The organism is Taibaiella chishuiensis, assembly GCF_003014535.1.
Classification (GTDB): Bacteria; Bacteroidota; Bacteroidia; order Chitinophagales; family Chitinophagaceae; genus Taibaiella; species Taibaiella chishuiensis.
Genome location: NZ_PYGD01000001.1, coordinates 1,170,144 through 1,182,505, shown reverse-complemented (window position 1 = coordinate 1,182,505; position 12,362 = coordinate 1,170,144). Strand labels below are relative to the sequence as shown.

The 12,362-nt window shown below is 50.0% G+C and carries 12 protein-coding genes; 8 read left to right on the top strand and 4 right to left on the bottom strand.

What is annotated here, in order from left to right; all coding sequences use genetic code 11:
* Positions 1-72: 72 nt before the first annotated feature.
* Entirely contained in the window at positions 73-819 is a 747-nt protein-coding gene (locus B0I18_RS05035; protein WP_181358340.1) for a T9SS type A sorting domain-containing protein, read from the top strand.
* A 194-nt stretch (positions 820-1,013) separates the two neighbouring features.
* The gene (locus tag B0I18_RS05030; RefSeq protein ID WP_106521539.1) at positions 1,014-1,784 is read left to right on the top strand and encodes a T9SS type A sorting domain-containing protein; all 771 of its coding nucleotides are present in this window, start codon (positions 1,014-1,016) and stop codon (positions 1,782-1,784) included.
* A gap of 366 nt (positions 1,785-2,150) precedes the next feature.
* Here the strand turns inward: B0I18_RS05030 and B0I18_RS05025 are convergent, their stop codons facing one another.
* Together B0I18_RS05025 and upp are read right to left on the bottom strand one after the other, a co-directional pair.
* Complete coding sequence (locus B0I18_RS05025; protein ID WP_106521538.1) at positions 2,151-3,194, bottom strand: PorP/SprF family type IX secretion system membrane protein; 1,044 nt, start codon at positions 3,192-3,194, stop codon at positions 2,151-2,153.
* A 206-nt stretch (positions 3,195-3,400) separates the two neighbouring features.
* Positions 3,401-4,051 (bottom strand): uracil phosphoribosyltransferase, encoded by a 651-nt coding sequence (gene upp, locus B0I18_RS05020; RefSeq protein WP_106521537.1) that lies wholly within the window; start codon positions 4,049-4,051, stop codon positions 3,401-3,403.
* Positions 4,052-4,215: 164 nt separating this feature from the next.
* Between upp and B0I18_RS05015 the strand changes: the two genes are divergently transcribed.
* Both B0I18_RS05015 and bshB1 read left to right on the top strand, forming a co-directional pair.
* Positions 4,216-4,857, top strand: a complete 642-nt coding sequence (locus B0I18_RS05015; RefSeq protein WP_106521536.1) for a DUF4294 domain-containing protein — start codon at positions 4,216-4,218, stop codon at positions 4,855-4,857.
* Between the two features lie 120 nt (positions 4,858-4,977).
* Positions 4,978-5,709: a bacillithiol biosynthesis deacetylase BshB1 gene (bshB1, locus tag B0I18_RS05010; protein ID WP_106521535.1), complete on the top strand. Its 732-nt coding sequence runs from the start codon at positions 4,978-4,980 to the stop codon at positions 5,707-5,709.
* Positions 5,710-5,780: 71 nt separating this feature from the next.
* Here the strand turns inward: bshB1 and B0I18_RS05005 are convergent, their stop codons facing one another.
* On the bottom strand, positions 5,781-8,324 hold the full coding sequence (locus B0I18_RS05005; RefSeq protein ID WP_106521534.1) for a zinc-dependent metalloprotease: 2,544 nt from the start codon (positions 8,322-8,324) through the stop codon (positions 5,781-5,783).
* Positions 8,325-8,492: 168 nt separating this feature from the next.
* Here B0I18_RS05005 and rpmB point away from each other — a divergent pair, with 168 nt between their 5' ends.
* The 4 genes from rpmB (at position 8,493) to priA (ending at position 11,829) form a co-directional block, all read left to right on the top strand.
* A complete protein-coding gene (rpmB, locus tag B0I18_RS05000; protein ID WP_425444925.1) occupies positions 8,493-8,792 on the top strand; it encodes a 50S ribosomal protein L28 in 300 nt (99 codons plus the stop codon).
* 34 nt (positions 8,793-8,826) lie between these two features.
* Positions 8,827-9,009: a 50S ribosomal protein L33 gene (gene rpmG / locus B0I18_RS04995; protein ID WP_106521532.1), complete on the top strand. Its 183-nt coding sequence runs from the start codon at positions 8,827-8,829 to the stop codon at positions 9,007-9,009.
* Between the two features lie 45 nt (positions 9,010-9,054).
* Positions 9,055-9,228 (top strand): DUF4295 domain-containing protein, encoded by a 174-nt coding sequence (locus B0I18_RS04990; RefSeq protein ID WP_106521531.1) that lies wholly within the window; start codon positions 9,055-9,057, stop codon positions 9,226-9,228.
* A 162-nt stretch (positions 9,229-9,390) separates the two neighbouring features.
* On the top strand, positions 9,391-11,829 hold the full coding sequence (gene priA / locus B0I18_RS04985) for a replication restart helicase PriA (protein ID WP_245882049.1): 2,439 nt from the start codon (positions 9,391-9,393) through the stop codon (positions 11,827-11,829).
* On the opposite strand, the gene B0I18_RS04980 is transcribed toward priA, so the two are convergent.
* A complete protein-coding gene (locus B0I18_RS04980) occupies positions 11,826-12,362 on the bottom strand; it encodes a GNAT family N-acetyltransferase (protein WP_106521530.1) in 537 nt (178 codons plus the stop codon). The genes priA and B0I18_RS04980 overlap by 4 nt on opposite strands.

Sequence of the window (12,362 nt, the reverse complement as noted above, 5' to 3'; positions counted from 1 at the left end):
GTTAATCTTTTTATTAACTTCTTAAATAAACACTTTATGAAAAGAATTTGCCTTACATTAATCACGTTCTGTATGTTTATAATCGGAGCGCAGGCACAAAAACATGTAGACCTGCAACTGAAGTGGCTGACACCACAAACCAACGGAACTTATGCCAACCTCAACACCGGCGACACCCTCTGGACACGCCTCGAAGTTAAAAATGCCGGAGCAGACAGTATTACCGCTACCGATACCGTATACTTCCGTATGTCGGGCGATCTGCTGGGCCTGCCCAACGAAGTAGGTGTGAGCTACTATGGTACCCTCACCCTGTATCCCAACGAGGTCGACACCCTGAACATTTATGCCATCAAAGGTTCTGCTACAGGCCAGTTTAACATCCCGGTTAATACCACTTTCGAAAGCCTTTATGCATACATCGTTTCCAGGAGCGGCGTATGGCATGACGATCCGGGCGTGGACCTTAACGGCACGCAGGCAACCGTAGGTGGCGATAACCAGAGTGTAATCGAAAACGTAACCTTCGGTTCTACCGGTATCGGATCCATCAAAGGCCTGGAGAAAACTGCGCTGAATGTATATCCTAACCCGGCGTCCGACAAGCTGCACTTTAAGTATAACTTTACCAATACTACGGCCACAGCACGCGTTACCGACCTCGCCGGCCGTGTGATTATGACCAAGGAATTCGGTAAGCTTTCCGGAGAAAAAGAATTAAGCATCGACATCTCCGCACTTAACGGCGGCCTCTACTACCTCGAACTGGTAATGGACAGCCAGCGTGCCATCAGCAAATTTACCGTACTGCAACGCTAAGTTACAGCGTGGGCTTATCATTCCCCCGGGAAACACATAAACCGAGAGGAGGTCCCACAGGCCTTCTCTCGGCATTTTTATCCCCGCCTTTTTTAACGTGGAGTTACCCTCCTTTTACCATTTAATTAGTATACCAACGGGCGAAAAGCCCGTACATTTGACTATTGATTTATTTATAACTAAAACGGAAAATTATGAAAAGAATTTACGCAACGCTGACGCTCCTCGGACTTTTGGCAACCGGAGCATATGCGCAGAGGTATTGTGATATCGAAACAATTCTGATAACGCCTACAGAGGGTACCACCCTGCCTTGTACCGGTGATTTCCCCATTAAATACCTGTTTATAAACCATGGCCCGGATGCAATACTGGCAACAGATACGCTGGTAGGTCTTGACCCGGAGATTGAAGACCCTTCTGCAGGTTCTTTCACCTATTCCGGCGAGGCAGTGGCAGTAGGTGATACACTCGTTGGCTACGACGCCAATACGAGCTTAAGCATTACCGGCGCCTTGTTTAACAGTGCCGGCACCTCATTGGTTACCGGGCCTTTCCCCGATGGCAACTACAAGTACTTTGCCGTGTTCTTCGGTTTCTCCGATACCACGGCTATTAAAGATACTGTGTCCAGCAATAACCTTGCATTACACAGTGTTGTGATCAACTGTGGCGGTACCGGCATAGCCGATGCGGTAAAAGGCCTCGACAGGACCTCGCTGTTTGCTTATCCTAACCCGGCACAATCCCTGGTAAGTTTTAAATACGCCTTTAAAGCCGGTAACGCGGCCGTACGGGTTACGGATATTGCCGGCCGTGTAGTACTGACCCAGGACTTTGGCAGGCAGGCCGCCGGCGAAAAAACGCTATCGGTCGATGTGTCGTCGTTGACGAACGGTATGTATTACCTTGAGCTCGTAACCGACGAACAACGCGCCATATCCAAACTGGCAATCAAGCGATAAAAGAACTATCCTTTTTCCAAAAGAAGCGAAGGCCGCCCTTTATGGGTGGCCTTCGCTTTTTGATATCGTACAGGGTATCGTACAAGGTCGTTTATAACCTGTTGCCCGGCCTGCCGGGTATATGCGCGCTACAGGGCTTACCTGTATGCATTCGATTTATGCCTGGTTATAGCGCTGCTTCCGGTATATTACTGCGACCGGTAGAATACCCGGCTCTGCAGGATTATACATCCCGATACGTCGAATGCGCGCCCCTTCTTTGTCCACAGCCATTTCGCCCGATCAAGGCTATGCCAGGATGCATACACCCCATAAAAAAAACGCCGGCTGTTTGTCAGCCGGCGTTTTCCGTTTTTATCGTCCGTATTAGAATTTAGGACAAGCAAAGTTGTATTTTTTACGGGTAATTTTATTGATCACACCGTTGTAGATTACAGATACTTCATAAGCACCCTGGCCACCGGTCATGTTCTGTGCACTGGAAAGGGTAACATCATAACTGAAACCGATTTTCATTTTAGACCATTCGAAGCCTACATAAGGAGCAATCGCATCACCGTAGCGATACCAGGCACCCAGGTAGAAAATAGTGTTGCGGGTATACTCATCGTGACCGGGATTCATGATAAAGCCGGCAGCACCACCGATCAGGAACTCAGAAGCGGGTCCTTGTTTCTGGTACATAGCGCTCAGGTAAGCCACGGTATTTTCATTCATCTCGAAGGAGCCGCCCATATAGGCAGAATAGCGGGAATTGATCTTAAGCGCTGTACCGCTGTTCAGGAAACGCTCTTCGGGGCGGGTAAGGTGATAATAACCAAAACCGGCATACATAGTCGCCTTATCGCTTACGCGGCCGGAGTACATCAGGCCTACGTTGAAATCGGGATAGGTAAGATCTGCATTACCGAAATTCTCGGCAGATGCATTTTTCAGGTAACCTTCAGGACGGGTAGCGTCAAACTGGTCACCAAAGATCAGCTTATCGAACTGGATGCTTTTTTGCACCATATAACCCTGCACACCGAGTGAAAGCGTATGTTGTTTTTCAGCACCGAGTGCTTTATGATAAGCTACCGATATACCTACAGTCGTATTTTGCAAACCACCGGTACCCGACCTGTCGTACAAGCCCAGTACACCAACGCCCAATGCATCGCCTTCCGGCAGTTTCCCTCTCAATGTTGGAATATCGAAAGCCACGGTACCGCTCATGTAAGGATTACTGGAAACAGTATACCACTGTGTGCGAAAGTTAGCGGATAAGCGCCAGTCGTTTTGCGTGAGGCCGGTCTGAGCAGGGTTCAGCGTCAAGGGTGAGGTAAAATATTGTGTAAAATGCACATCCTGTGCCCACCCTGCTAAAGATATCCCTGCCAAAGCCAAAGCACTTAGTAATACTTTCTTCATGATTTTATTTTTCGGATTACCAGATTAAATGGAAACATTTCTGCCCACAAAATAACACAAACAATGTTATTATACAATAGACAGCATTTTTTTTTTCCATGTTGGGTTTTTACAAAAAAAATGCCCTACAAATATAAGCGTAAAATAATTGAAAACAAGGATACTTACACCTATATTTCCCGGGCAATAAAAAGCCTTTCAGGACACTAATTCTGTTCCTTTTTTCCGAACGCCAGGTCGCCCGCATCGCCCAATCCGGGCACGATATAACCTTTAGCGGTAAGTTCTTCGTCGATATCGCCGGCCCATACATCCACCTCCGGAAATTTGCGGAGCAGATTTTCAATGCCTTCGGTACAGGCTATAGCCGCAACGACATGAATATGTGATGGTTTGCCATACCCCAGCAGCGTTTCTATTGCCAGGATCAGCGAGGCGCCGGTAGCCAGCATCGGATCGGCAATGATCAGCACCCGGCCCTCCAGCGAAGGACAGGTCGCATAATGCTGTTCTATTTCAAAACTGCCGTCGCGGTGATGCTTGCGGTAAGCGGCTACGAATGCGCTGTCGCCTTTATCGAAATAATTAAGCAATCCCTGGTGCAGCGGCACACCGGCTCTCAGTATGGTTGCCAGTACCGGCTGCTCCGTCATTACCCTGCAGGAGGCCTCGCCCATGGGCGTCTGTATCAGTTTTTCTTCATAGTCCACGAGCTTACTGATCTCATAGGCAGCAATTTCGCCGATCCGTTCCATATTTCTCCGGAAGCGCATCCGGTCGTTTTGGGTACCGACCTCCCTTATTTCACTCATCCATTGCGTTACCATCGAGTTCTGAACGCTTAAGTTGTAGACCATTTCTTAACAATTTGGCTGCTAATAAACTATTTTTTCCCAACATGCTGAAATAAAATAATTGCTACCAACACAACATATTTTATTAAACCTATTGCAAACCCAACAATCTAAATTTTCTAAATCCGTTTAATATACGGAACTTTATAAATAATAACTTCGGTACAATGCATAAGCATTTAGGAACAGCCCTGCTGCTCCTCGTTCTATCGTTCTTGCCGGCCACAGGCCGGGCCCAGGATACATCGGGGAAAAATGACACCATATTGCTCAGCGCAATACAGGTGGATAACCAGTTGTACCCCCTGGTATTCATAGATAATGTAGACGTACTCGCCGCTATTCTCGACCCGCAACGCAAGGCCGAACTGGCCCGGCTGCGGTACAATGTATACAAAGTGTACCCCTACGCCGTAACCGCCGCCTATGTAATGAACAGCGTAGATAAGGAAATGGCCATCCGCACCAAACGCAAAGACCGCAAGGAATACCTGAAACAGATCGAAAAGGAAATGAACGCCCGCTTTAAAAACGAGCTCAAAGACCTGTCGATGACCCAGGGCCAGATATTGGTAAAACTGATCAACCGCGAAACCGGTAAAGATTGTTACAGCCTGATCAAAGAGCTGAAAGGAGGCCTTAATGCCCGTATTTACCAGACTGCAGCCTTCTTTTTCAACAACGACCTGAAACGCCAGTACGACCCCTTCAATAAAGACCGGGATATAGAAACCATCGTACAGGAAATAGAGGCCAAAAACTATAGCCGCTACCAGATGCAGCTGCAGCAGAAAAGAATGACCAATTAAGCCGCGCCCGGCCTCCCCCGATTTTTAATCCCGCTTTTTTTCGATCATTGCCATTAATTTTGCGCCGGGCTAAACCCGCCGCAACCATTTTTATTATCCCCGTATTCAAAAACACAATTCATGAAACTGCATATACTTGCTATCGGCGCGCATCCCGACGATGTAGAACTGGGCTGTACCGGCACGCTGATCAACCATATCCATAAAGGCCAGCAGGCCGGCATTCTCGATCTTACCGAAGGCGAACTGGGCTCCAGGGGTACTGTAGAGACCCGCTATACAGAAGCGGCGGCGGCGGCACAATTATTGGGCATAGCCGTTCGCAAAAACCTGCAGATGGCCGATGGCTTTTTCGAAAATAACCAGGAGAACCGGTTAAAGATCGTACGCTTCCTGCGCAGGTACCAGCCCGATATCGTGCTGGCCAATGCTCTTGCCGACCGTCACCCCGACCATGGCCGTGCGGGCCGACTGATTGCCGATGCCTGTTTCCTGAGCGGACTCCGCAAAATCGAGACCACCTGGGACGACGAGCCGCAACAGGCCTGGCGTCCGGCCAAAGTATTCCACTATATCCAGGACCGCTTTACCGAGCCCGATATTATTATCGACATCAGCAATGCCTTTGCCAAAAAGATGGAAGCTATCGCCTGTTATAAAACACAATTCTTTAACGACAACTCCGGCGAACCCGAAACCTATATTTCCAACCCTTCGTTTCTCGGCAAGATCGAAAACCGTGCGGCACAGCTCGGACACCGCATAGGCGTGCAATACGGAGAGGGCTTTCATTGCGAATCTACCCTGGGTATATCCGATTTCGACCAGCTTGTATATCCTGAATTGGCCTAAAGTCTGCGACCTAAAACATAAAAAGGAGGAGCCGAGGCTCCTCCTTTTTCATGGTCTGTTGCGAACCATACTTAACGCAGTTCTATTTTCTGGCTGACCAGTTCGTTGCCGCATACCACCTGCACCAGGTAGATACCGCGGGCAAAGTGTTTGAGGTCGATACTGGTACTGGCCTGGCTGTTTTCGGTACGGAATACCGTACGGCCATTAAGATCCGTAATGCGGATCATGGCAGTACCGCTTTGTCCTTTCTGGTCGATGTAAAGCACATCCCGCGCAGGATTGGGGTAAATGCTCAAAGCCGTATTGCCGCTGATGGCCACGCGGGTATAAGCCAGTATTTTGCGGATACCATCTATAGAGTTATACGACAGGCGGTAATAGTTATTGCCCTGTGCCGGTTCCTTATCGATCGTGCTGTAGGTACCTGCTGCCAGGTTACGTGAAGCCACGATACTCATATCTTCGTACTGCACACCATCCAGCGATTTCTCCACGATAAATTCCTTTACATTCTTTTCCAGCGCTACTTCCCAGTCCAGCAGGATATCGCTGGTACGCGCCCGGCCTTTAAACCAGATAATATCCAGCGGTAAAGGTGCGGTAGTACCGAAGCCGCTGCCCCCGGAGAAAGAACTGACCAGGAAACGGGCAAACCGGGTACTACCCGAAGTGGAGGAGGTCCAGGTGCTGAGCCCGGGTGTGGTTGCATTATAGTTATAAATGGTCGTATTGGCCGAAGTAGCTCCTGTAAACCCCGCAGCAGGATTAGGATTTACACCGGTAGCCATTTTATAGAATTTCAAACTGGAAAAATTCACGATGCCGCTTACCGTTCCGGCAATATCATTTACATCCTGCTGGCTGAAGGGGAACTGTACTTCCACGGGGGTAGCCGGTTGCGTGATGGGCGTTACGTTCCAGTAGCGGTTCATGGCAGCACTGGTAGTTCCGATACCCGGTGTTCCGGAAGGGAAAGTAACCCCGGTACCGGCATTGCTGCCATAAGCGGCGAGCGTGCTGGTGCTTACTGCAAAACCTACGTCGTCGAGGGTACCGATATTATTGGCGCCCTTCAGTATTTTCAGGGCCAGCCTGTTGTCAGCCTCGTCGGAGTTATCATTATCATTCCAGTAATAGGTAACCGTTCCGTTGGTACACTCGCGGGTGGCATTCAATACGGTATTGCTTACGGTAAGCACCGTATCCGGGATATAAGCGGTAGCACAGGCCGCAGTCGACATGGTACTGCGGATCACGCCGCCGGGCAGGGGTCCGAAGCCATTGCTAAAATTAATACCCACGCCGCCTACCAGGTGGCAATAGCTCATAATGGTACCGCCGGCAGGAGGGTATTGCGGCGATGGCATTGCACAGGTAGGGCCTCCCTGTGTTGCAGGTTCGAGGGCCACACAGCCATCGATGGCCCCGCCGGGCCAGCCGCACCACTGGGTATGGTTCGAGCCGAGGTTATGCCCCATTTCGTGGGTCATACATTCCACATTCCAGGTATAGGTAGGAAAACTGCCAGCCACTTCGTTGCCATAGATATTGGAAAAAGCATAAGGACCTGCATTCTGGCTGGGGCCGTAGTAAGGGGCGCACATAACGCCTACCCAGGCAATACCACCCATAACGCCGTTGTAACGGGTAGATACCAGGTGGGCCAGGTCGGCGCCGCCCAGGCTATTCTGGGTTTGCTGTCCGAAGGTGGTCAGGAAGGTATTGGAAGAAGAGGACAGGGTCTGGTAGATATCGGTAGCCGTATTTACATTAATGGCCCTGATACTGGTATAGATGCCTTCGTTACGGTAGAGTACCGAGAGTACGTTATACACCGCGGTCAGGTAGTTGGCCACACTGGTGGTACTGCTGCTGCGGGAGGTATAGGTGGCATAGTCGGCCACCAGCAGTACTTCCACATCTTTACAGTCCTGGTAAGTATTGCGGGCTACCTCGCTGCCTGTGCCGCGATTGAGCTGCGGCAGGTGCTCGCTGGAGCAGCCGGGGCCTTGCGGACGGATTTTCAGGTCGGCATCGTTGTAAAGGATGTAACTTTTATTACCGGGTTCTGTTTCGAGTGTATTGGGTGTAATGGTAAAATTGCCCACACCAGGCAGGGAAAACAGGCCGTATACCTCGTTGTTGAAAAAGGAGAAGGCGGCCAGCGAACCCGGGATACCGTTTACTACGCCCCTGTAAACCAGGCCGGGGGTGTAGTTAAAGTCGGAAGCTACCCCACCTGCCACTTCGCGCACCTTAAAACCATGGGCATAAATATCGAACCGGGACAGGTCGATTTCGAAATGACCGTTGTTGCCATCGGGCAGCACCAGGCGGATACTTTTGTTCTTCTGGTCCATAAAGGCGTTGAGCGCAGCCTGGTCGAGCGTGAACAATTGCGCCTTACTTACGTAGTTATCGACCGGCTTAAAACGGGATGGATCAGTTTTCTGCCAGATATTATCGACAGATTTAAAACTATGTTGTAACTTTGCACGCGCAATAAACGCATCCATAGGCGTATTTGTGCTTTCCTGAGCTGTAGCGGGGTTAACGCAAACCCATGAAATACAGAACAGGACCAGTATCCCGGCGAGTAGATTTCTTTTCATAGAAATTAAATTTGTTGAATTGATGCGAGACAAATTTATTCTAAAAAAGCAAAATTGAATCACGCAGGGGAAATTAAATATCTATATTGTTAACCCAGCTGTCAAAGGCAGGAAAGAATAAGGGCAAAATGACTTGAAAAAGTTATATGCTCAAAATTTAAAATTTTTTTGCCGCGAAATTTTGTTGTTTGGCAAAAAAGTTACACCTTTGCAGTCCAAAAAATTTTAATCATGGCTCGTGTTTGTCAGGTAACCGGCAAAAAACCCGTAAGCGGACATAAGGTTTGTTTCTCTAACAAGAAAGCAAAACGCCGTTTTTTACCCAATTTACAGACCAAACGCTTTTTCCTGCCGGAAGAAGACCGTTGGGTTTCCCTGAAAGTATCTTCTGATGCTATCCGCCTCATCAATAAAAGAGGTCTGTTCGCAGTAGTTAAAGAACTCCGTGAGCAAGGTCTTGCAATCTAAATTTATTCATTAATATCATTTAAATAATAGAGAAATGGCTAAAAAAGGAAACCGCGTTCAGGTGATCTTGGAATGCACCGAGCATAAAACAAGCGGCGCACCAGGCACAAGCCGTTATGTCACTGTAAAAAATAAAAAGAATACACCGGAGCGTATTGAATTAAAAAAATACAACGCTATTCTTAAAAAAGTAACTGTTCACAAAGAAATCAAGTAAGCTACAGCCATTACTGTATCTCACCTGGTCATAAAATAATTTATCATGGCTAAAGCAGCAAAAACCGCGATAAAGAAAGATCCTAAAGCTAACCTGGAAGCTAAGAACTACACTAAAGTGATCAAAACTGTACGTAGTCCTAAAACCGGCGCTTACTCTTTTAAAGAAGCTATCGTTCACAAAGACAAAGTGAAAGATTACTTCGCGGCTACAAAATAATCCGGGAGCGGCATTCGCTGTTTCCAGCAAACCGGGAGCTTATTGATAAGCACCCGGTTTTTTGCGTTTAACCCTATTGCCTTTGCTCACCGCTTTGCGCCCCTTACCCTTATCCTGTAAAAGGTAAATTGCTTAACTTGCGCAGCTAAACCCGCCTTTCGCTTGCAGTTCGCCGATATCATTCTCCCGCTCAACCTGCCCCTTACGCTTACCTATGGCGTTCCTGTCGAATTGCAGGGACTGGTACAGCCCGGTATGCGCGTGGAGGTAGGCCTGGGGCGTAACAAGATCTACTCCGGCCTGGTACTGCAGGTACACAATTTCAAACCCGAACACTATACAGTAAAGCCCATACGCAACCTGGTCGACGAGGCGCCGGTGGTATTTCCGCTGCAGCTGCAGTTCTGGCAATGGATAGCCCGCTACTACCTTTGCAGCCTGGGCGAAGTAATGCATGCCGCATTGCCCGCACACCTGAAGCTGATGAGCGAAAGCCTGCTGATCTGGAACGATATGTATGAGCAGCCCCCTACCGGGCTCAGCGATAATGCCTTTATCGTGGCCGAGGCCCTGCACATCCGCAAACAGCTGACCATTGGCGAGATCAGGCAACTGCTCGATGGCCGCAATACCTCCAAAGCCATTAACGAACTGCTCGAGATCGAGCTGGCCATCGTTACCGAGTTACTGGAAGAAAAATACAAAGCCCGTACCGAACGTTACGTCTTCCTGGAAGCGGCCTACGAAGCGGAGCAAAAGCTGCAGGAAGCTTTTGCCGCACTGGAAAAGGCGCCCAAACAATTATCCCTGCTCCTTACCTTCTTCCAGCTTAAACAGCAACAGGCCGGTATTCCCGTGGCTGCACTCCTGAAAAAAGCGAAAGCCTCGGCCGCCCAACTCAATGCCCTTGCAGAAAAGGGCTTGTTCCGTTTCGAAAATATAGCCACCGACCGCTTACCCTCCGGCGAAAGCAATGGCGATGCGGCATTTACCCTTAACGATGCGCAGCAACAGGCCTTTACCGCCATCCGTAAGGGCTGGGCCGACAACAAGGTGGTACTGCTCCATGGCATTACCGGCAGTGGCAAAACCCTTATTTATATCCAGCTGATCCGGGAAGCGATCGCAGCGGGCAAACAAGCCCTGTTCCTGTTACCCGAGATCGCATTAACCACCCAGGTAGTGTCCCGGTTAAAAGCCTACTTCGGCGACGAGCTGGGTGTATACCATAGCCGGTTCAGCAATAACGAGCGGGTGGAGATCTGGAATAAAGTAAAGGACGGCAAGTACAAAGTGGTGCTGGGCCCGCGTTCTGCCCTCTGGCTACCCTACCAGGAGTTGGATTGTATTATCGTTGATGAGGAACACGACACATCGTACAAACAGTACGAACCGGCGCCCCGGTTTCATGCCCGCGATGCCGCCATTTACCTGGCATCGCTGCACAAGGCCCGTGTATTGCTGGGCTCCGCTACCCCCTCGGTAGAAAGTACCTTTAATGCGCAGCAGAAGAAATACGAATATGTACCACTGAAAGAACGGTACCGTGGCGTATCGCTACCCGAAATAGAACCGGTATCGGCAAAGAATACGCAGGTGGCGCTTTCCGGCCTGATGACCACCAACCTGCTCGACGCTATTGCCCGTACCCTGGCCGAGGGTAAACAGGTAATCCTGTTCCAGAACAAACGAGGCTATGCTCCCTTCCTGATCTGCGGCGCCTGCGGCTGGATACCCCTTTGCAAAAACTGCGACGTATCGCTTACCTATCATAAACAAACCGATAAGCTGCACTGTCACTATTGCGGCACTAAATCGGCGCCCATTAAACATTGCCTGCAATGCGGCAATACCCAGATCACCACCCGTAGTTTCGGCACCGAAAGGATCGAAGAAGAGCTGCAGCGGATTTTTCCCAAGGCCCGTACCGCACGTATGGACTGGGACAGTATGCGCGGCAAGAACAAACAAAGCCAGCTGATCGAAGACTTTACCCGGGGCCGGGTCGATATACTGGTGGGCACACAAATGGTGGTAAAAGGCTTGGACTTCGAACAGGTAGGCCTGGTGGGTATCCTGAGCGCCGACAGCCTGCTGAGTTATCCTGACTTCCGGGTTAATGAACGGGGCTTCCAGCTGATGGAGCAGGTAAGCGGCCGGGCAGGCAGGCTCGATGGCAAGGGCCATGTTATTATCCAAACCTTCAACCTCAGGCACCCGGTATTACAATGGGTAAAGGAGCATGACTTCCGCGGCTTTTACCAGGCCGAGATCGGTATGCGCCAGCAATTTGGCTACCCGCCCTTTACCCGCATGGTACGGCTTACCTGCCGGCACCGCGATATGCAGAAAGCGGCACAGGGCGCAGAGGCCCTGGCCGAAGAATTACAAAAGATACCGGGTATTTTTATCCAGGGACCGGCGGCCGCACTGGTGCCCCGGGTACGGAATTTTTACCTCCAGGAGATCTGGCTGAAGCTACCGCGCGAAGCAGCGCCTTTGCAACAGGGAAAAGAAGGGATATCGGTCGCGATCAATGCAGTGATGCAACAGCGGGGCAATGCAGCCTTGCAGATCATTGCCGATGTAGATCCTTTTTAAGCGGGACCGATACTATACGCCACGCATAACTCCAGCTCCGGGTGCGCCAGGAGCGCAGGATGCTTAAACTGCAGCAGGGGTTTCATACCTATTTGTTCCATTACCCTTATCGATTTCCGGTTCACGAGGGGAGCCGTGGCAATTACCTGCTGCAGGCCCAGGTCGTTAAAGGCAAAGTGCAGGCAGCGCTTGGCGCCTTCGGTAGCATAACCCTTACCCCAGGCTTCGGGCTTTAACCGCCAGCCCATATCGACGCAAGGCGTAAACGGGGCGTCATATTCCTGCCAGGCCAGACCGATAAAACCGATCCATTCTTTTTCCGCAAGCGTTTCTACGGCAAAATAGCAAAACCCTCGGGCCGCATACAGCTTTTGCATGCGATCGATAAAGGCTGCCGTCTGCTCGCGGTCCTGGGTAGCCGGGAAATACCGCATTACCTCCGGGTTGGCATTAATCGCGGCCATAGCCGTAATATCGCCCGGGAGCCAGTTACGGAAGCCCAGTCGTGTGGAAGTGAAACAATAGTTGTCCAT